The 22,550-nt window shown below is 31.3% G+C and carries 15 protein-coding genes; 3 read left to right on the top strand and 12 right to left on the bottom strand.

Features of this window, described 5'->3' with window-relative positions:
* Positions 1-35: 35 nt before the first annotated feature.
* The 5 genes from BUC03_RS04390 to BUC03_RS04370 all read right to left on the bottom strand — a co-directional run bounded on the left by BUC03_RS04390 (position 36) and on the right by BUC03_RS04370 (position 5,328).
* Positions 36-857, bottom strand: a complete 822-nt coding sequence (locus tag BUC03_RS04390; RefSeq protein WP_073148652.1) for an HAEPLYID family protein — start codon at positions 855-857, stop codon at positions 36-38.
* A 35-nt stretch (positions 858-892) separates the two neighbouring features.
* A complete protein-coding gene (locus BUC03_RS04385; RefSeq protein ID WP_143159134.1) occupies positions 893-1,300 on the bottom strand; it encodes a hypothetical protein in 408 nt (135 codons plus the stop codon).
* A 64-nt stretch (positions 1,301-1,364) separates the two neighbouring features.
* Positions 1,365-1,649, bottom strand: coding sequence for a YtxH domain-containing protein (locus BUC03_RS04380; RefSeq protein WP_073148648.1), 285 nt, complete (start codon positions 1,647-1,649; stop codon positions 1,365-1,367).
* A 124-nt stretch (positions 1,650-1,773) separates the two neighbouring features.
* On the bottom strand, positions 1,774-3,120 hold the full coding sequence (locus BUC03_RS04375) for a M28 family peptidase (RefSeq protein WP_073148646.1): 1,347 nt from the start codon (positions 3,118-3,120) through the stop codon (positions 1,774-1,776).
* Entirely contained in the window at positions 3,121-5,328 is a 2,208-nt protein-coding gene (locus tag BUC03_RS04370) for a bifunctional alpha,alpha-trehalose-phosphate synthase (UDP-forming)/trehalose-phosphatase (protein WP_073148644.1), read from the bottom strand.
* Positions 5,329-5,410: 82 nt separating this feature from the next.
* On the opposite strand from BUC03_RS04370, the gene BUC03_RS04365 reads away from it, so the two are divergent.
* Complete coding sequence (locus tag BUC03_RS04365; RefSeq protein WP_073148642.1) at positions 5,411-7,219, top strand: glycoside hydrolase family 15 protein; 1,809 nt, start codon at positions 5,411-5,413, stop codon at positions 7,217-7,219.
* On the opposite strand, the gene BUC03_RS04360 is transcribed toward BUC03_RS04365, so the two are convergent.
* From BUC03_RS04360 to BUC03_RS04335, 6 genes are all read right to left on the bottom strand, one after another.
* Positions 7,203-8,315: a mechanosensitive ion channel family protein gene (locus BUC03_RS04360; protein WP_073148640.1), complete on the bottom strand. Its 1,113-nt coding sequence runs from the start codon at positions 8,313-8,315 to the stop codon at positions 7,203-7,205. The two genes, BUC03_RS04365 and BUC03_RS04360, sit on opposite strands and share 17 nt — an antisense overlap.
* Before the next feature lie 6 nt (positions 8,316-8,321).
* A complete protein-coding gene (locus BUC03_RS04355; RefSeq protein WP_073148638.1) occupies positions 8,322-10,100 on the bottom strand; it encodes a mechanosensitive ion channel domain-containing protein in 1,779 nt (592 codons plus the stop codon).
* A gap of 107 nt (positions 10,101-10,207) precedes the next feature.
* On the bottom strand, positions 10,208-12,016 hold the full coding sequence (locus BUC03_RS04350) for an acyl-CoA dehydrogenase family protein (RefSeq protein WP_073148636.1): 1,809 nt from the start codon (positions 12,014-12,016) through the stop codon (positions 10,208-10,210).
* A gap of 84 nt (positions 12,017-12,100) precedes the next feature.
* Complete coding sequence (locus BUC03_RS04345) at positions 12,101-13,291, bottom strand: acetyl-CoA C-acyltransferase (RefSeq protein WP_073148634.1); 1,191 nt, start codon at positions 13,289-13,291, stop codon at positions 12,101-12,103.
* Positions 13,292-13,351: 60 nt separating this feature from the next.
* Complete coding sequence (locus BUC03_RS04340) at positions 13,352-15,757, bottom strand: 3-hydroxyacyl-CoA dehydrogenase/enoyl-CoA hydratase family protein (RefSeq protein ID WP_073148632.1); 2,406 nt, start codon at positions 15,755-15,757, stop codon at positions 13,352-13,354.
* On the bottom strand, positions 15,754-16,203 hold the full coding sequence (locus BUC03_RS04335) for a MarR family winged helix-turn-helix transcriptional regulator (RefSeq protein ID WP_073148630.1): 450 nt from the start codon (positions 16,201-16,203) through the stop codon (positions 15,754-15,756). The genes BUC03_RS04340 and BUC03_RS04335 overlap by 4 nt, the downstream gene beginning before the upstream one ends.
* A 376-nt stretch (positions 16,204-16,579) precedes the next feature.
* Here BUC03_RS04335 and BUC03_RS04330 point away from each other — a divergent pair, with 376 nt between their 5' ends.
* Positions 16,580-18,487, top strand: a complete 1,908-nt coding sequence (locus tag BUC03_RS04330) for a transglutaminase-like domain-containing protein (RefSeq protein ID WP_073148628.1) — start codon at positions 16,580-16,582, stop codon at positions 18,485-18,487.
* Positions 18,484-20,685: a DUF3857 domain-containing protein gene (locus tag BUC03_RS04325; RefSeq protein WP_073148626.1), complete on the top strand. Its 2,202-nt coding sequence runs from the start codon at positions 18,484-18,486 to the stop codon at positions 20,683-20,685. The genes BUC03_RS04330 and BUC03_RS04325 overlap by 4 nt, the downstream gene beginning before the upstream one ends.
* A gap of 83 nt (positions 20,686-20,768) precedes the next feature.
* Here BUC03_RS04325 and BUC03_RS04320 read toward each other — a convergent pair whose 3' ends face one another.
* Positions 20,769-22,550 (bottom strand): AMP-dependent synthetase/ligase, encoded by a 1,782-nt coding sequence (locus BUC03_RS04320; RefSeq protein WP_073148624.1) that lies wholly within the window; start codon positions 22,548-22,550, stop codon positions 20,769-20,771.

Here is a 22,550-nt window from a genome sequence, read left to right as displayed (position 1 = left end):
CCTAAAATATTTAGGCGCTTTACTTAATTTAATGTTTAGGGTTCATAAATTAATCTTAGAAACGAGCTAAACCTTTCGTTATCTTTGCTAATAGGTATACCTGTTACAATTCCAATTAATATACGATCTGTAATCTCTACCCTCATTTGAGGTCTAATAGTCATATCAAAATTATTTTCGTGTATTTCTTTATTAAACTCAACACCAATAAAATTTCTAGATCCAGGAATCATATAGTGGAGGTTAGAATTAATCTGCCAATGGTTTGTGACCTTGTTATTAGAAAAATGATGATCAAAAACTGGCCCCGTATAAAGCAATGAATGAAAATTTGCTCCTAGTCTTTTGGCTGCAATGAAGAAAGGGTTATAAACATTACCTGTAAATAATTTTCCATCTCCGTAATTTCCAAAATTTGTAAGAGTGAATTCTTGTATATAACCAAATGCCATTGAAGCTCTATTTTTTTTAGAAACATAAAAGCTATATTGAGCGGCAAGTTTAATACTATTAAGATTATTTTTAGGGCTATAGTTTCCTTCGTTAGGGTAATAAAAAGAGAAGGGTAGCTCTACTTCTAAACCTAATCTATCTATAGGTGCCCACTCATATTCTACCAGGGTTATATATTCATCATAGTCAGCCTTATCTGTTAAACCAACACCAACATTCCATTCTTTCTCACCTTTTCGAGCTCCTAAATCTCTAATTAAATCTATATATAAAGGTTCGGCGTGGGTTACTTTATCTGGTAGGTTATTATTATCATTATCAAAATTTTCATTTTGAGCATAGGTATTATTGTATAGGTTTAGAAACACAGCTAAACCTATAATTTTTAAAAAATTATATTTCATTTTATTTATTTAATTATTGTTTACTTAAAATACGGCTAACAATAATTAAATTTAGGAGGGGGAGAAGTTACCTGTTGAAATATTGACTTTATAGTAAATAGATATTTTTTACTAACATTCTTTTTAGGTAATTTAAATACGATGTTTTTTTCTTGCAACAAGTAAGCTTGAAAATCTAATTTAAAATCTTTTTTATTAATAGAGTTTTCTTCTAAATCTTCAAATTCTTCAAATGCATTTTCATCACCAAATACTTTTTCAACAATAATCTCAACTATACTTTCTTGTTTATTATAAGATAAATCTTCTTTTAGAGTAGTTGGATTTAATAATGGAGCATTTACACTTATGTTTAGCAGTATTAATGCTAAGCAAAAGCAAAATTGGTTAAGATATTTATTTCTTTTAAATAACAATATAAATACAGTAAGTACAGTGTGCAATATTAAAAATAAAAAAGGACTTGATTGTATCAAGTCCTTTTTTATTTTTCTTTATAAATTTATGCTAGCTAGCTAAATTATGTAATTCTTCTTTAGCTTTATATCCTATTTCTTCTCCTTTAGAGTCTGCAATAATTGCGTTTTTCTTTGCTTTTAAAGCTTCCAATTTATGTTCGAGAGAATTTTTTACACCATCTAACTTTCCTTTGGCTCCTTTTACGTAATTAGAACTTTTTTCTGAAATATCTTTACGAGTTTCAGTCCCTTTTTTAGGGGCAAGTAATATTCCAGCTGCGGCTCCAGCTAAAATTCCTGAAGCAATTCCGATCAACATTTTTCCTGTGTTCATTCTGTATTGGTTTTAAAATTATTACTAGTATAAAGATATTAAGAATGTAGATTGATCTAGATTTTGTATAGTTAAGCTTGCTATAAATTTTCTTTTTTTTCCTTAAGATATTTAACAATTTCATCTAAAATACTTCAGAAGGAAAGCTTACCAAACTTTCATATCCATTTTTACCTACTGCTACAACACCAAAATAATAGTTATCTATTACAATTCCTTTTAAGGTAAATTCTGATACATTACCAACATATCTAGAATTATCCCAAGTAGGAGAGGTGGTATCTCGCCAGTAGATTTTATAACCTTTAATGTTTGGATTATTAGATTTTTTCCATTTTAATTTGGTTGAAGGTTCTACTACGCCACCAATTGCAACATCTTCTGGAGCTAATGGAGCCCAAGCTAAACTAGCTAAATTTATAGCGTTTACTTCAGTCAACTTTTCTGCATATTTAAAATTTACACCTTTAAGAACATCCCCGTATTCAATACCATTTTCTGTTCTTATATCTTGGTGTTGACGATTATAGTTTTCGTGAGCTTCCATAATTCTAACACCTGCGAAGCCTAAATCGTTAAAGGGTTTATGGTGACCACCTCTACCAAAACGATCTAATCTATAAATTAGCATTGGGTTCATTTCTGGTAGATAGTTTTTGGTTGTTTTATATATGTATCTGGCTAACTGTCTAGAAATCCCATCTACCTCACCACCATAATATCTTCTCATTTTTCTTTCTTGCTCTGTTTCTGTGGGAGGTACAGGTTCAGAAAAAATTCTAAAACTTCTATTGTCTATAACACCGTCTACTCCCTCAATGTTACCAATCATATCGTTATTGAGTACACCAATAATATTCCAATTGTGTTTTTTAGCATATTCTGCTAGACCTTTACCGCCAAAAAGTCCTTGTTCTTCCCCAGAAAGTCCAACATAAATAATGCTATTTTCAAATTGATAGTTAGAAAGCACTCTAGCGGCTTCTATAGTACCTGCCATACCACTAGCATTATCATTAGCGCCAGGAGCATCTGTTTTAAAATCTGTAGCATTACTAGCACGAGAGTCAATATCTCCACTCATTATTATGTAATGGTTTGGATTTTTTGTACCTCGTTGAATAGCTACTACATTTACAATAGAAGTAGTATGCGGTACACGTTTACCATCTTTTGGGGTAACAATTTTAGATTGATAAAAAACTTCTAAGCAATTATTACAATTGTTAGATATTTTATCAAATTCTGCTTTAATCCATCTTCTTGCAGCGCCAATACCTCTGGTAGTAGAGGTAGTGTCGCTAAAAGTGTTTCTGGTACCAAAACTGACTAGCTTTTCAATATCTTTTTCTATTCTATTAGAAGAGATATTATCTATAATTTCATAAAGCTGTGTGTTATTTTGACTAAAACTATTTACGGAAAATAGAATTGAAAATAATACAGCTAAGTAGTGGAGTATTTTCTTCATTTATTTAGCAAAATCTTGTAGTAATTTTTTTACTTGTACTGTATCTTCTACATAATAGCTTGCATCTGTTTTTTGTAAGCCTACTTTTATAGAGATGGTTTTACTAGGTAATTCTCTAAACATATACTCATCTGTCCAGTCATCACCAATGGCAAAAATAAAATCATACTTTTCTTTTAGTTGTTTGGTTGCTGCGCGACCTTTATTAACCCCGCTGTTTTTAATTTCTATCACTTTATTACCGTTTAGAACACTTAAATCGTGATTAGAAGTTAAATCTTTTACAACACTAGAAAGCTCGTTGGCTCTTTGTCCACCCAATTGCGGATCTGATTTTCTGTAATGCCAAGCTAGAGAGTAATCTTTTTCTTCAATAAAAGTTCCTGGAGTTCTATCTACAAAAGACTCTAATACTGGCCTAATACTACTCATCCAATTTTTATTTACGTTTTCTGTAATGCCCCATTCACCACCTTTTTCTTTTAGCCACAATCCGTGTTCTGCAATTAAGGTTACGTTTTTATCACCAAAATGAGTATTTAAAAAGTTTTTATCTCTACCACTAATAATTACGAGGTCACAATTTTTGTTATTTAATTGTTCTATAGTAGCAAATAAATCTTCATCTGGCGCAACAAGTTCAGGATCATCGTTAAAATCTACTAACGTACCATCAAAATCTAAGAAAAGTATTTTTTTAGAAGCTTTGTCAAACAGATCCATAATATATTCTTCTGTTTTACCTTCTACAAATGTTGCTTTTTTAGAGATATGATTAACCTTAGTACCTTCTAAAGCTTTCATAAACTCATCTGCCCATTTTTTTATACCGTAGCGTTTTAATCTTCTCTGTATAATTTTATTTCTAGCTTTTTGTTCTTTTAAAGGCATTTCGAAAGCTTGCTTTAAAGCATCTGCTATTTGATCGTAATTATTTGGGTTTATTATTAAAGCTTCATTCATCTCGTGTGCTGCACCTGCCATTTCACTTAAAATAAGTACACCAGAAAGATCTGTTCTAGTGGCTATATATTCTTTAGCAACTAGATTCATTCCATCTCTACGTGGAGTAAGTAAGGCTATGTCTGATGAGGTGTATAAATCTATTAAATTATCAAAAGGCATAGATCTATAAAAATACCAAATTGGTGTCCAGCTTACGGTAGAGAATTTACCGTTAATTCTACCAACTAATTCGTCTATTTCTCGTTTAAGTTTTTGGTATTGAGGTACATTAGATCTAGAAGGCACTGCCAACATAATTAATCTTACTTTTTCTTTAAACTGCGGATATTTTTCTAGAAAATGCTCAAAAGCACGAATTCTATTGGCAATACCTTTAGTGTAATCTAGCCTGTCTATAGAAAGTATCATTTTTGAGCCAGGAGAAGTTTCTAGATGTTGGTCTAGTCTTGCTTGTAATTCAGATTTTTGATCTTGGGTTTTTTCAAAATGCTCTAATGCTGCTTGTTCAAACTTTTCATAATCAATTCCCATAGGGAAAGAGTCTACTTTTACAATTCTATTTTTTAGTGTAATCTCATTAAATTGAGTTTCGTGACGTAAAATTCTACTTACAGAGCTTAAAAAGTGTCTTTCATAATCATAAGTATGAAAACCTAATAAATCTGCCCCAAGCATACCTTTTAATAGAGATTCTCTCCAGGGTAAGGTTCTAAAAACCTCGTACGATGGAAAAGGGATGTGTAAAAAGAAACCAATAGTTACATTTGGTTTGCTCTCTTTTACCATACCAGGAACTAGTAATAGCTGATAATCGTGTATCCACACGGTATCCCCATCTTCTAAGTTTTCAATAATTTTTTCAGCAAACTTTTCATTTACTTTTTTATAGCCTTTCCATTGCTCTTCGTCAAACTTTGTATATTCCATAAAATAGTGAAATAGCGGCCAAATGGTTCTGTTGCTAAAACCATAGTAATAATCGTCTAGTTCTTGCTCTGTAAGATTAATGGCAAGACATTTTTCTTGTTCTGCAGCAGTATTAATTTCTTTTTGAATTTCTGGGTTAACTTCTTCTTCTGTTAATCCAGACCACCCAATCCAAAGACTATCACCTTCTTGATGTACCGATTTCATCCCTGTAGCAAGACCTCCCACACTAGGAGAAATTTTTACATCGTTGTCATTTTCTATTGAAATTTGAAGTGGTAAACGGTTAGAAACAATAATAGTTTTGTTTTTCATTGGTCAAAATTTAGTGTTGGTAGTTTTATTTTTTTAATTTACAGTTTTATATTTAATTGACCTTAAATACCCTCAAACTTTAATGAAAAATTTAGATTACGGAATTATTGGAAATTGTAAAAGTTCTGCATTGGTTTCTAAATCAGGATCTATAGATTGGTGTTGTTTACCTAATTTTGATTCAGACGCTATTTTTGCTAAGTTACTTGATAATGAGAAAGGTGGAAGCTTTAGTTTACTAACTTCTGAAGACTATAAAATAGACCAAAAATATCTGCCCAAGTCCAATATTATTGTAACTAGGTTTGAAGCAGAAGAAGGAGCCTTTGAAATAAGAGATTTTATGCCTCGTTATTTTAAAGAAGATGGTAATTCTCACACTCCAGCAGAAATTATACGCTGTGTAGTTTTGTTGAGTGGTAAACCAAAATTTAGAGTTCATTACAACCCTAAACCTGCTTTTGCTAAAGAAGAAACAATTAGCAGAATAAAAGGAGATTACATAAAGAGCCACACCATAAATGGTAAGTACGACTCTGTATACCTTTATTCTAATATAGATTACGCAGACATTCTTGCTGAAAATGAAATTACATTAGAAGAAAATGCTTTTTTTGTAATGAGTTATCATGAAAAAATACTTAACCAAACCATAGATCGTGCTTTTTTACAATACCAAAGCACCTATACCTATTGGTTAAATTGGAGTGAAAAAACTACTTCTTACCGTTATTACAATAATGAAATACTACGTAGCGCATTAACATTAAAAATGCTTAGCTATGAAAAAAGTGGAGCGGTGCTTGCTGCGGCAACGACCTCTTTACCAGAAACGGTAGGAGAGGTAAGAAATTGGGATTATCGTTTTTGCTGGATTAGAGATGCATCTATGGTAATTAAAGTAGTTTCTGAGTTAGGTCACGTAAAATCTGCACAAAGATTTCTTCAATTTATTATAGATATTATTCCAGATAAAGGTGACAAAATGCAAATTATGTACGGAATAAATGGAGAGCGTAATTTAACCGAACATATTTTAGATCATTTAGATGGGTATGAAGGTTCTAAACCTGTAAGAACAGGAAATGCAGCTTACTTACAAAAGCAAAATGACATTTTTGGTATTTTGATGGAAGTGGTTTACCAACAATTTGTACGTTTTGAAAATACGCTAGAAAATATAGAAGAACTCTGGACTATTACTTGCGGAACGGTGCATACCGTAGAAGAAAATTGGAAGGCACCAGATAAAGGTATTTGGGAGTTAAGAACAGAAGATAGGCATTTTACTTTCTCTAAACTTTTATGTTGGGTAGCAGTAGATAGAGCTATAAAAATTGGTGAATTAATTCATAAAACAGCTAATCTAGAACATTGGAAAGAACTGCGTACAGAAATTTTTAATGATATTTATGAGAATGCTTGGAACGAAGAAGTACAAGCTTATACACAATTTTACGGATCTACAGATTTAGATGCTTCTACATTATTAATGGAAGATTATGGGTTTATAGATGCTAAAGATCCGCGTTATATTAAAACCGTTGAAGCTACAGAGCGTGAATTGCTTAAAGATGGTTTAATGTACCGTTACAAAAATAAAGATGACTTTGGTGAGCCAAGTTCTTCTTTTACTATTTGTAGTTTTTGGTTTATTAATAGCTTGTTTAAAATTGGTAAAAAAGAAAAAGCTATTAAACTATTTAATAAACTGCTTTCATACAGTAACCATTTAGGTTTATTTAGTGAAGATATTGATTTTAAAACCAAACGCTTACTAGGTAACTTCCCTCAAGCTTACTCTCACTTAGCTTTAATAGAAACTGCAAAAAATTTCTCTGGAGGAATTACTGAAGAAGAAGAACTAATAGAATTTATTCATCACTTTTAGATGATTTTTTAAAAGTTTGCAAACTGCCTGAAGAGTCATTATCTTCAAAAACAACTCTTGTTCTTGGAAGACTTTTCGGGTAGTTTTCTTTAATAAACTTAATCATATTTTCTCTTATAAAAACTCTTAAATCCCAATTAGTAGGTGAGTTTTTAGAACTTACTAAGGCTCTTAATTGCATAGATTTTTCTGTAGCTTCGGTTACTTGTAAAACATTTACTTTGCCATCCCAAAGAGGGCTACTCTCTAATAATCTAGTTAATTCTTCCCTAAGTACATCTACAGAAATATCATAGTCTGTGTATAAAAATACGCTTCCCATTATATCTGAAGTAGTGCGTGTCCAGTTTTGAAAGCTATTTTCTATAAAGTAAGTAGATGGTACTACCAATCTTCGTTTATCCCAAACTCTAACCACTACATAAGTAAGAGTAATTTCTTCAATCCATCCCCATTCTCCCTCTACAATTACGGCGTCATCTAAACGTATAGGCTGCGTTATAGCAATTTGAATACCAGCCAATAATGTGGCAATAGCTTTTTGAGCTGCTAAACCAACTATAATACCCGCAATACCAGCAGAGGTTAGTAAGCTAATACCAATATTACGTATACTCTCAAAGCTCATTAATATAATACCAACCGCAAGAATTATTAGTAAAAAAATTATAATATTTTCTAGTATGGTAAATTGAGTATATACTTTTCTGGCCTTTAGATTATCTTCTCTAGAAACATCATATTTGCTAAGTAGTCTTCTTTTAAAAACTTTTAGAAAAAGAATTAAAAACCAAGTGATAGATATAACCAGTAAAGAGATAATAAGATGTTTAGCTGCAAAATTATATTCGGCATTTTCAAATACTTTAGAGGCTTTTCCTATCCAGATTACTATTGCAATTAAAAATAATAGAAGCGGTATTTGAATTCTTTTAGCAAAATTAACAGGCAATATATTTTTAGGATCTTTACCAATTTTTTTAATGATAAGAAATGCAGCCCAAAAAGATATTACAATTCCTACAACACCATAAATAATATATTTTAGGGTTTCTTGAGTTACATCTATATCTTCTGGAGTGGTGGTTACTTGCATAAGAAATTAGTTTTCAGAATTAGACTTTTTTTCAATTGAAGGAAACTCTTGTACTCTAACTCGTTGAGTAGATAAGTTAATACCATCTTCTAAAGTACTAATATATTGTACAAGTTCTTCTCTTAATTCACAATGTAAATCCCAAGTAGAAGAAGCATCTCTTGCACTACATAAGCATCTTATTTTAATAGACTTTTCTGTAGTATCTACTACTTGAACGGTAGGAGCGTGGTTTTTATCCCAGTTATCTTTACTTTCTAATAGAGATTTAAATTTTTCTCTTACTTTTTTTACATCAATTTTATAATCTGCATACAACACAATAGGTCTTACTTGATGAGCAGAAGTCATAGACCAATTTTCAAAAGTATTAGATATAATATATTTTAAAGGAACTACTAATCTTCTTAAATCCCAAGTTCTTACCACCATATAAGTAAACCTAATATCTTCTACATAGCCCCAGTCGTCATCTATAATTACAGTGTCTCCAATTCTCGCAGGTTTTGTTAAGGCAATTTGTATACCTGCAATTACATTACCTAAGGTGCTTTGTGCAGCAATACCTAATATTACCGTTGCAACTCCGGCAGAAGCAAGTAAAGAAACGCCTAATTTTTCTAAAGATCTAAATTGAGAAAACACCACAGATGCTCCAAAAATAATAACTAAAAAGGTTAAAACTCTTCGAGCTACAGAAATGTAAGTTAACATTCTTCTAGATTCGGTATTTTCTTCTAAGGTGGTATCTCCAATTTTATTTTCGGCATAATAGATCATAAAATAATCTATCATCCGCATGAAAAACCAAGTAATGGTACCAATAACTAATACCAATAGCACAGCGTATAAAGTACTTGCAAATAATCCAGCAAAAGAGATAAGATGATTTAGTAGTAAATAAAAAGCAAGTACACCGATTGCAAAACCAGCAGGATTAGCTAATTTTTTTGCTATATGTATCATCCATTTTTTATTGGATTGAAGAAAAATTTTCTTCAATAAATAAGCCACGAGTTTACCTATAAAATAGCAAATAACTAATAGAATAAATACTCCAACAAATTTCCAAATAGGCATACCAAATAGTTTTATTCTTGCCCAATTAGGCATCATTCTATCTAGTTTTCTTGGTCCATAATGCGCGTAAAGAGCATCAATATTTTCAACAGTATTTTGCGAGATAAGCCAAAAAGCACCATAATCTTTATATTTAATACGTTGTACCCTAAAAACAATATCTCTGCCATCCATATCTACTTCACCAAAAACAATACTTCTTCTTGGTTTACCTGCAACGGCTTCATTGGTGGTGGTTTGTATATCTATTTGTCCGTCTGGGCGGTCTGGTAACTCATCCCAATTTATACTTACTCGCTGGTTAATTACAAAATATAATTTTTCTGCTAGGGTAGCAGCTTCTTCATCTGTAATATTATCTGGTAATAAATTTAAATTTAGCGCATAAGCAGCGTCTTTAAAATTATTGTTTCTAGCTTGAAGTATAAAATGCTCTAAAACTGCTTGTGGAGTTTGAAAATTTAATCGGTTAGGGGGTAAGCCTATATTTTTATTTAAACGATCTAGAATGTAATAAGCTTCATTATATTCTCTAATAGAATTTGTTCTATAGGTATTTTTACCTTTTACAGTAGAATCTTTACTGGGTAAATTACTTTGACTTTTCTCTACAATAGAGTCTTTGGTTTCTTGGGCTTGTGATAGAGAGATGTGTAGCCCTAAAATAAATAGTAAACATATAAATGAAGATAGTTTTTTTGCCATAGCTCACAAGTTACTTGCTTTTTGGCACAGATATTATTAGGGTTTTGTTAAAATAAAAGAGAGCTACAAAATTTGTAGCTCTCTTTATAACTTAACTTCAACTTATATTAAAAACAATATTTATTTTCAGCTATTAATTTATCTGCTATTTCGGTTCTTAGTTTAACTACGTTAGGGAAGTTATCATATTTAGTGAAACGTTTTAATCCCATTAACATCATTTTTAATTCGTCTCCTTCCGCAAAAGATATAATACCTTCTTTAGCTTTAGTAGTTATTTTATCTACTGCATTATAAAGGTATAATTGTGTCATAGCAATTTGTTCTTTTTGAGAATCTTCTCCAAAACGTTTTGCATTCTTTTCTGTTCTTAAGATTGCAGACTCTGCCATATATACTTCAATTAAAATATCTGAAGCAGCTAATAACAATTGTTGGTGCTCTTCTAATTGCGGCCCGAATTTTTGAACTGCGCTACCAGCAACCATTAAGAAAACTTTTTTAAGTTTCTTTATCATTTCTTTCTCTTCAGCAAATAACTCAGAATAATCTGGTTTGTCAAATGAAGGAATCCCCATTAGCTCTTGCCCAACAGCTTGTGCAGGACCTAAAAGATCTACGTGACCTTTCATAGCTTTTTTAACAAGCATACCTACAGAAAGCATTCTGTTAATTTCGTTGGTACCTTCGTAAATTCTAGAAATACGCGCATCTCTCCAAGCAGCTTCCATTGGCGTATCTGCAGAGAATCCCATACCTCCAAAAATTTGGATACCTTCATCAGAGCAGTTTTGTACATCTTCTGAACAAGCCACTTTTAGAATAGAACACTCTATAGCATATTCTTCAACTCCTTTTAATTCAGCTTCAGAATGAGAGTTTCCGCTTTCTAAACGTAAGTTAATTCTGTCTTCTATATTTTTTGCAGCTCTGTATGATGCAGATTCTCCTACATAGGCAGAAGTTGCCATTTCTGCTAATTTTTGTTTTATAGCGCCAAATTGAGCAATTGGTGTTTTAAACTGAACTCTCTCATTAGCATATTGTACAGAATTAGTGGTTACTTGACGTTGTGCATCTAAACAAGCTGCAGCAAGTTTTATACGACCTACGTTTAAAGCATTCATCGCAATTTTAAAACCTTCACCACGACCAGCCAACATATTTTCTACTGGTACTTTAGTTTCATTAAAGAAAACTTGACGAGTAGAAGAGGAGTGAATACCAAGTTTCTTTTCTTCTTCTCCAAAAGAAATACCGTTTTCAGCATCATTTTCAACAATAAAACCAGTTATATTTTTATCATCTTCAATTCTAGCAAAAACAATAAATACATTGGCAAAACCTGCGTTAGAAATCCACATTTTTTGTCCGCTAATGCTATAATGCTTTCCATCTTCAGAAAGCACAGCTTTTGTTTTACCTGAGTTAGCATCACTACCAGCACCAGGCTCTGTTAAGCAATAAGCTCCAAACCATTCTCCAGTAGCTAATTTAGGTACGTATTTTTTCTTTTGCTCTTCTGTACCATATAGTGTAATTGGCATAGTACCAATACCTGTATGAGCACCAAAAGCAGTAGCAATAGATCCTGTAGCTCCAGAGATATAGTCACAAACCAACATTGTAGAGACAAATCCCATTCCTAATCCATCATACTCTTCTGGTACAGCAATACCAAGAAAACCAAGTTCTCCAGCTTTGCGCATTACCTCTTCGGTAAGCTCATAATCTTTTTTCTCAAATCGTTCTTTATGCGGAATGATTTCTCGTTCTACAAATTCTTGCACAGACTCGCGCATCATTTTTTGCTCCTCATTAAAATCTTCTGGAGTAAAAACGTCTTCGCAGCTAGTTTCTTTTACTAAAAATTGCCCGCCACGTAGTATATCTTTTTGTTCAGTTGTATCGCTCATTTTGTTATTATTTTTTAGACTCAGAGTTTAGAAACAAGATTCAATACTCAAGAGTCAGGATTGTTTTTAGTTTGTAAATAAAATTTAATTTAAAAATTCGTAAACCCCTGCAGCACCTTGACCAGTACCTACGCACATAGTAACCATTGCGTATTTATTGTTGAGGTTACGTTTACGCATTTCATCAAAAATTTGAACAGAAAGTTTTGCTCCTGTACAACCTAGTGGGTGACCCATAGAAATTGCACCACCATTTACGTTTAATACCTCTTGATTTAAGCCAAGCTCACGTATAACGGCTAGTGATTGAGATGCGAAAGCCTCATTAAGTTCAATTAAAGCTAAATCATCTTGTTTAATACCAGCTTGTTTTAATGCCTTTGGAATAGCTTTTACAGGTCCAACTCCCATAATTCTTGGTTCTACACCTACTGCAGTATAACTAACCATTCTTGCAATTGGTTCAAGATTTAACTCTTTTACCATCTCTTCACTCATTACCATTACAAATGCTGCTCCGTCACTCATTTGAGAAGAGTTACCAGCAGTTACGCTACCACCATCTGCAAATACAGGACGCAGTTTATTTAAAACTGCTTCTGAAGTATCTTTACGTGGACCTTCATCTTTAGTTACAGTGTAACTTTTAGTTTTTTTCTTGCCATCTGCATCTACGTAAGTTTCATCTATTGTAATAGGTACAATTTGATCTTGAAAACGATTTTCAGCTTGTGCTTTAATAGCTTTTTGATGTGAGTTATATGCAAATTCATCTTGATCTTCTCGAGACACTTTGTATTGATTTGCTACAGCCTCTGCAGTTAATCCCATTCCCCAGTAATAATCTTCGTGCCCTTCTTTAGCTAACTCATAGTTTGGTACAGGTTTGTAACCACCCATAGGAATATAGCTCATACTCTCTGCACCACCAGCAATTATGCAGTCTGCCATCCCGCTTTGTATTTTAGCAGATGCAATTGCAATGGTCTCTAAACCAGATGCACAGTAACGATTTACTGTCATACCTGCCACATCTTTTGTTTTTAATCCCATTAAAGAGATTAAACGCCCAACATTTAAACCTTGCTCAGCTTCTGGCATTGCATTACCAACAATTACATCATCAATGCGCGATTTATCGAATTCTGGCAGTTTTTCCATCATATACTCAATGGTTTCTGCAGCCAATTCATCAGGTCTTTTAAATCTGAACACTCCACGTGGTGCTTTACCTATGGCTGTTCTATATGCTTTTACTATATATGCTGTTTTCATTTTTTTAACGTTTTAATTATTAGAATTATAATTTTTTGAATAGATCAGTAATTACAATCCTTAATTTCTTAACGGTTTACCTTTTTTCAACATATGCTGAATACGTTCTAAAGTTTTACGCTCTCCAGTTAGTGATAAAAATGCTTCACGTTCAAGATCTAATAAATATTGCTCACTTACGTAAGAGGCAGCAGATAAATCTCCTCCGGCCATTACATAGGCTAATTTATTAGCAATTTTCTTGTCATGCTCACTAATGTATTTTCCTGCGCTCATTTGGTCTGTACCTACATAAAATGCACCTAATGCTTGCTTACCAAGAACTTTGATGTCTTTACGGCGAATAGGTTGTGTGTAACCATTTTCTGCCATTAACAGAGCATGTTTTTTAGCGATTGCTAATTGATTATCACGGTTTACTACTACAATATCTTTCCCTTTTTGAAGAATATTAGTATCATAAGCCTCATAAGCAGAAGTAGATACTTTAGCCATACCAATGGTTAAGAAATTTTCTCTTAAACGGTTAAGTTGTACATCATCTTTTTGGAAAGTATCTGCAGCTCTTACTGTCATTTCTTTAGAACCACCACCGCCAGGTATAACCCCAACACCAAACTCTACCAAACCAATGTAAGTTTCTGCGTGAGCTACAACTTTATCTGCGTGAAGTGAAAGCTCACAACCACCACCTAATGCCATATTGTGTGGAGCTGCAATGGTAGGAATAGAGGAGTAGCGCATACGCATCATAGTATCTTGGAAATATTTGATAGCCATATTCAACTCATCATACTCTTGCTCTACAGCCATCATAAATATCATTCCGATATTTGCCCCTACAGAGAAATTTTTTCCGTCGTTACAAACTACTAAACCTTGATATTCTTTTTCTGCTAAATCTATTGCTTTATTAAGGCCGTCTAAAACATCACCACCAATAGAATTCATTTTACTACGGAATTCTACATTTAAGATACCGTCTCCTAAATCTTCTACAACAACACCACTATTTTTAAATACAGCTTTAGATTCTCTAATATTATCTAATATAATAAAGGAGTCTTGCCCTGGAATTTTTACATGTTTTTTCTGAGGAATATCGTAGTAATATGTATTACCGTTTTTTACTGTGTAAAATGATTTTACTCCAGTTTCTAACATTTCTGTTACCCAAGCTGCAGGATCGTATCCTTCAGCTTTCATCATTTCTACAGATTTTTCAACGCCAATGGCATCCCAAACTTGAAATGGACCGTGTTCCCATCCAAAACCAGCTTTCATTCCGTCATCTATTTTAAATAACTCATCAGAAATTTCTGGAATTCTGTTAGAAACATAAGCAAATAGAGCAGAGAAATTTTTTCGGTAAAATTCACCGGCTTTGTCTTTACCTGCTACTAGAACTTTAAAACGATCTTCAACATTGTCAATCGTTTTCGTCATTTCTAAAGTAGCAAAAGAGGCACTTTTTCTTGCACGATATTCCATGGTATTAAGATCTAAACTCTTAATTTCACTAGAACCGTCTTCTTTTTTTACTTTTTTATAAAAACCTTGTCCTGTTTTACTACCTAACCATTTGTTTTCCATCATGGTTCCAATAAAGTCTGGCAGTTTAAAAAGGTCGTGCGCCTCATCACTAGGTACGTTTTCGTATAAGCCATTTGCAACGTGTACCAAGGTATCTAGCCCTACCACATCTACTGTACGAAAAGTAGCAGATTTTTGGCGCCCAATTACTGGCCCTGTAAGTTTATCTATTTCTTCAATAGTCATATCCATTTCTTTAACGGTATGGAATAGACTCATTATACTAAAAATACCAATTCTGTTTCCTATAAAGGCAGGGGTGTCTTTAGCTATTACTGATTTTTTACCAAGAAATTTTTTACCGTAATCGTTTAAAAATTCTAAAACTTCTTTAGAAGTATCTGGCCCTGGAATAATTTCAAATAACCTTAAATATCTAGGTGGGTTAAAAAAGTGCGTTCCGCAGAAGTGTTTTTTAAAATCTTCACTTCTTCCTTCATTCATGAATTTGATAGGAATACCAGAAGTGTTAGATGTAATTAAAGTACCTGGTTTTCTATATTTTTCTAAATTTTCAAAAACTTTTTGTTTGATGTCTAGTCTTTCTACTACAACCTCTATAATCCAATCTACTTCAGCTACTTTAGCAATATCATCTTCTAGGTTTCCTGTAGTAATTCTACTTGCAAAGTCTTGATGATAAATTGGTGAGGGTTTAGATTTTAGAGAAGCATTTAATGACTCATTCACAATACGATTGCGAACTTCTTTATTCTCTAAAGTAAGTCCCTTTTTTTCTTCTTTTGCGTTAAGCTCTCTAGGTACAATATCTAGTAGTAAAACTTCTACTCCAATATTAGCAAAATGGCAAGCAATACCGCTTCCCATAATTCCTGAACCTATAATAGCAACTTTGTTAATTGTTCGCTTCATTTTGTTAGGTCTTGTTTATAAATTTTTTTGTTGTTAATTAATTCCATCATAGTGTTTGCTACATCTATAAATGTTTTGATGTCTTCTTCAGGAATAGTTTCTTTTACGGCATCATCAAACTTTAAAACTACACCTTTAGAGAAAGCTCTCATTTCACGTCCGTATTCTGTAAGTTGAATGAGAACGCTTCTACCGTCTTCCGGATTTTTTTTTCTTTCAATTAATCCTTTACCTTCCATCGTTTTTAAGGTTCTAGAAAGACTTGTTGCTTCCATACCCATTTTAGGACCTAGTGAAGTAGATGGAGTGCCTTCATCTGGATCTATATTTAATAAAGCAAAACCTGTAGCCATAGTGCTACCTTTTTTGCTTGCTTCTTCATTATACATTTTGGCTACGGCAATCCAAGTAGCTCTTAATACGTAATCTATTGTTTTTTCTCTCATAACTAATTTGTGCCTTCCAAATATAATAAAAAAATATTATGCACGCATAGTAAAGAGTGTAATTTTATTTATGAATTTAATCATATTCATAAAAAAACTCCTCAATTTTGAGGAGTTTAACAATAAGATAATGTTATTTTAATAAGTTCCGTAAATGTCTTTGAAGAGGTCTTTATAAATTTCTTTAATCACTTTACGTTTAATTTTCATAGTAGGAGTAACTATTAATATAATGATAAAAACACAGTATTTAGGATCTAACATTGTTTAAAATAAGTTTAAATACATAAATATTTACGAAAAGTATCTGTTTTAATGTAATTTTATAGTTTTTTTTTGTTTTTTTATACACTTAAATGTTTGATATCAATTTAAAATGGATTTAAAAAAAATTACCTCAATTATTTTACTGTTTTCCTTTGTAGTGGTGCACTCACAAAAACATAAAAAACCTGAAGAGTCTGTAATAGAATTAGCTAAAAAGCTAAAAATTGAATATCCAGATGAAGAGTTAGTAATTGAAAAAAGTAATTTAAATGTAGATTTTAGTTTAAAAAGAGACAATGTATCTGCTACCTTAGAGTCTTATGAAAAATTGATTAATATCGATTCAAAAACTTATAGTAATAGGCATGTTTTTTATAATGGAGAATCGACAATAAAGAATTTTGATATAAGTTTTAGCAATAATCATTCTGCTAATTTTACAATTAACGATGTTGCTTATGAGGATAATGATTTATTTCATACTGATACACGCTTAAAATACGTTGAATTAGATTTTCCTCTTCAAGGTTTTGAGTACCAAGTGTATATAGATAAGATTTTTTCAGATATAAAATACTTCACAACTATTTATTTTAATGATGATTACCCTATTAAAGAAAAAGAAATAAAAATAGTGGTTCCTAATTGGTTAAATATAAAATTTCAAGAATTTAATTTTGAAGGATATGAAATAGAAAGCCAAGTTGAAAAAGAAGATGAAAATACTATTTATACCTATAAGGCATTTAATTTGCCTTCTATGTTTAAGGAAAAAAATTCTAGAGGTCCAAGTTATTTGTATCCACACATAATGATTTTACCTATAAGTTATACCGATAAAGGAGAAGAAGAAAAAATTTTTGCAACTTTAAAAGATCAATACCAATGGTATAAAAACTTAGTAGATAAACTAGATTATACCAATAAGCCTTATGTAAGTAAAGTTGAAGAGCTAACAAAAGACTTAACTAGTAAAGAAGAAAAAATAAAAAAAATATTTTATTGGATTCAAGATAATATTAGATACATAGCTTTTGAAGATGGTATAGCAGGTTTTCAACCAGATAATGCTAGCGAGGTATTTTCTAAACGCTATGGTGATTGTAAAGGGATGGCTAATTTAGCTAAAGCCATGCTAAGCGAAATAGGGGTTGATGCTAGACTAACCTGGATAGGAACCAATCATATTGCTTATGATTATTCTACTCCTAATTTAGCGGTAGATAACCATATGATTTGTACTATAATGGACTCTGATATACCAATTTTTTTAGATCCTACAGAAAAATTCAATCCTTACAAAGAATTTGCGAATAGAATTCAAGGTAAACAAGCACTAATTGAAGATGGAGAAAACTTTAAATTAAAAACTGTGCCTGTTTCAAAAGCAGAAGAAAGTATAGAAAAAAAGGAATATTATTTAAAAATTGTAGATGACGTTTTAGTGGGCAAGGCAAACAATCATTATTCAGGAGAAAGTAGAAAACAAATTTTAGCATTTTTGAATAGTTTACAAACACACCAAAAAGAAGATTTTCTTACAAGCTTTTTAGAACAAGGGAGTTCATTAATGCAAGTTAATAATATAGAATCTTCAGATTTAAAAAATAGAGAGCAAGATATTAATATTGATTATGATTTATTGGTTGAAGGTAAGGTTTCTTCATTTGGAGATAAAACTTACATAGATATTCGTTTTAATGATAATTTTTCAGATTTATTAATGGAAGATAGAAAATCAGATTTTGTTTTTTCTCATAAAAAAATAATAGAATCTAAAGCTTACATAGATATAAGTGGATTTAAAACATCTAAAATAATGGAACCAATACACTTTGAAACCAAAAATTTTAAAATAGACATAAGTGTAGAGAAAGTAGACCAGTCATTAATTTGTACTCAAAAAATACAAATTCTAAATGAAGTAATAACTAAAGAAGAACTTCCAGATTGGAATACAAAAATAAAAACCATTAATAATTTCTTAAACCAACAAATTATTTTACAAAAAGCATGAAAAAAATTACTTATTTACTTTTAATATTTTTTTTAAAAATATCAATAGCATCTGCACAAGATGAAAAAATAGCACAGAAATTTTGGGATGGTTCTCAAGCAGATAATCTTGATATCCCTGATAAATGGAGAAACGAATCTGCTGTAATACTGTTTCAAGAATATAACTATGGTTATGAAGAACCGGGAAAGCGAGTTAGGTATACCAAATCAATACATAAAAGAATTAAATTACTTGACAAGGCTGCTGTAGAGGAGTTTTCAGAATTTAATTTTGTGAAATCTTTTAAAGTCAGTAAAGGTTTTTTTGATAAAGGAGGAAATCAAGTTCTTGGTATAAAAATAATTAAACCTTCTAAAGAAGAAAAAATAATCTCTATAGAAGAGGAAGCAATTAAAAATGATAAAGACGAATACAAAATAGCTATACCAGGTTTAGAGGTTGGGGATATTATAGATTATTTTGCTTACAAAACAGAAGAATTTAAGAGTGATGTTTTTTTATTTGATGTAAATACAGAAATATTAAGTGATTACTACCCATGTAAACAATATGTTTTTGAACTTAAAACCACGAAAGATTTTTTTCTAAATTTTGGAACTTATAATGGAGCGCCAGAAATAGAAGAGGTAGAAACAAAAAAAAGAAAGGAAAGAAAATATGTATTTGTAGCTCATGATATAGAAAAGAATGATTTTCCTATGTGGTTTTACCCTCAAGTAGAATTACCCTTTTATAAGTTTCAATTAACTTATGGTTTGAGTGTTAATAATGCAGATAATGCTTATCATAATTTTTTATCTAAAGATATAAAAGAGGTGAAATCTACAGTCACCCAAGAAGATGTATTGAATTTTTTTAGTTATCCTAATAGATATCGTAAACTTAAAATTTCTAAACATCTAAAAAAGTTTTCAAAAAAGTATTTAAAAGGGAAGACTTTGTCTAAAGAAGAACAGGTAGAAGAAACATATTATTTTTTAAGGCATTTTGTATTAACACAATATATACAACCAACAATTATATCAAAATTAGATGTAAAAAACACCTTAAGCCCATTTGATTACTATTATCAAAAAGTGGGAGGTAGAATATTAGTACCAAGTACATTAAATAACCAATTTAAATTTTGTTTAGATTTTGCAGGTTTTTTGAGTGCAAACGAAATACCATTTGAATTATTGGTTGCTATGCCTAAGTTTAAAGGAGGTGTTGAGGAGTTAATTTCAATAGATGAAGTAGAGTTATTATTAAAAATTAATTTTGAGAAACCTATATACATCTCTTATTATGATAAGTTTTCTACATTAACGGCAAATTCTCCTTTTTTAGAAAACACTGAAGTTTATGCCCTTCCTTACGATAATAAAAAAAAGGAAATATCTGATATTTATAAGTTAACAATTCCAGAAAGCAAAGCTAATGAGAATAGTTCACTTGAAAGCATGTCAGTTTCTTTTGAAGATAATTTTTCAACAATTAATCTTGATACAGAAAATGTATATAAGGGACATTTAAAATCAACTCAACAAGAAAATTTACTATACTTTTTCGATTATGTAGAAGAGGATAATAAACGCTTTAATAACCCAAATTATTTCGAAAGGATATTGTCCAATAAAAAAAGAACTCGTCACCGTGAAAAGTATGATGCTTTTCTTGATAAAATAAAAAAGAAAAGAGAAGATTATATGCTAGATCGCTTAAATAATAGTTATCAGTTTACTATTAAAGATCAAAATACAGAAATTTTAGATACTGGTAGAAAAAGTGATTCATCATTTCTAAAATATAAATGCCATTTTACAGTAGAAAATGATTTAATAAAAAAAGCAGGACCTAATTTTATCTTTGAAGTAGGAAAACTTAATGGTGATCAAATTACTTTAGATAAAAATGAAAGAGATAGAGAGCTAAATGTATATATGAATTTTCCTCGCTCTTACGCTAGTGAAATAATTGTAGAGATACCGCAAGGTTATAAAGTATTAGGAGTAGAGAAACTAGCTATAAATAAATCTAATTTATATGCTGAGTTTGTTAGTACTAGTAAAATACAAGGTAATCAGTTAATTATAACTACTAAAAAAACGTATAAAAAAAGTTTTATAGAGAAAGAAAACTGGAATCAATTACTTGAAGTTTTAGACGCTTCATTAGACTTTAATAAACAGAAAGTTTTATTTGAAAAAATATAAATATACTTTTGATATAAATTATATTCATAAAAAAAACTCCTCAAAATTGAGGAGTTTTTTTTATGAATATGATTAATGTTATTTTAATAAGTTCCGTAAATGTCTTTAAAGAGGTCTTTATAAATTTCTTTAATCACTTTACGTTTAATTTTCATAGTAGGAGTGAGGTGGCCTTCTTCTACAGACCAAACTTCTGGAGTTAGTCTAAATTGTTTTATACGCTCCCATTTTCCAAATTTTTCATTATAAAAGTCTACTTCTTTTTGTATTCTATTTATAACATCTTGATTTTTTATCATTTCTTTATTAGTAGAGCCTATGTCAATCTTTTTAAGCTTTGCCCAATCTTGAATAAATTCAAAATTAGGTTGAATAAAAGCTGCTGGCATTTTTTGACCTTCACCAATAACCATAATTTGTTCTATAAAACGAGATTGTTTCATAGAATTTTCAATTATTTGAGGCGCTACATACTTACCACCAGATGTTTTGAACATTTCTTTTTTACGGTCTGTAATTTTTAAGAAACCTTCTGAATCTATTTCTCCAATGTCTCCCGTATGAAAATATCTATCTTCGGTTAGAACTTCTTTTGTTTTTTCTTCGTCTTTATAATAACCAATCATTACTTGCGGACCTTGAATTAAAATTTCTCCGTCTTCGGCAATTTTAATATTGGTTTCTGGTAAGGGTTTTCCAACGGTGCCAACTTTAAAGCCGCCATTTCTCATATCGTTTACCCCGATAACAGGTGAAGTTTCTGTTAATCCGTAACCTTCCATAACACCTATATTTGCAGCATTATAAATTCTGGCTAGTCTAGGTTGTAGTGCAGCACTACCAGAAGCGATTACATTTAGTCTACCTCCTAATGCTTCTTGCCATTTGCTAAATATTAATTTTCTAGCAATACCTAGTTTAAACTCGTACCACCAGCCGTTTTGGCCATAAGGTTCCCATTCTAAACCTAGTTCTACTGCCCAATAGAAAAGTTTTTTCTTTACTCCAGTTAATTCTGCACCTTTTGCAATAATTTTATCGTAAACTTTTTCTAGAAGTCTTGGTACTGCAGACATCACGTGAGGTCTAACTTCTTTAAGGTTGTCACTTATTTTATCTATAGACTCTGCAAAATAAATACTTACACCAGCATATTGGTACATATACAAAAGCATTCGTTCATATATATGACATATAGGTAAAAAGCTAATAGCTACATTACTACCTTCTTTTAAAGGTAATCTTGTAGAACTATTTAATGCGTTACTAGTAATGTTTTTATGAGAAAGCATCACACCTTTTGGTCTTCCAGTTGTACCAGAGGTGTAAATAATTGTAGCTAAGTCGTCTTCTGTAATAGAATCTTTTATTTGTTCTACCTGTTCTTGGTTACTATCGTCTTCACCAAGCTGTAAAACTTCATTCCAGTTTTTAGCATTGTCAATTTCATCAAAAGTATAAACATCTATGAGGCTTGGTACTTTATCTTTTATTTTATTAACCTTGTCTAAAACTTCTTTGTCTGAGACAAAACAATATTTAGATTCACTGTGATTGAGTACATAAGCGTACTCATCTTCAGAAATGGTAGGGTAAACAGGTACATCTTGAGCACCTATTTGTAAGATACCAATGTCCATAATATTCCACTCTGTTCTATTAGAAGTAGAGATAATGGCAATTTTATCATTGGGGTTGACTCCCATTCTAAGTAAAGCTCTACTTATTTTGTTAGCTTTAGCTATGTATTCTTTAGTAGAAGTACCAATCCACTCTCCGTTATATTTAGTTACAAGAGACTGTTTTAAATTGAATTTTTCTAACTGATAATATGGGAAATCGAATAGTCTTTTAATTTCAGTCAT

This window comes from Mesonia phycicola, assembly GCF_900141885.1.
Classification (GTDB): Bacteria; Bacteroidota; Bacteroidia; order Flavobacteriales; family Flavobacteriaceae; genus Mesonia; species Mesonia phycicola.
This window is presented reverse-complemented; position numbering and strand designations above follow the sequence as displayed.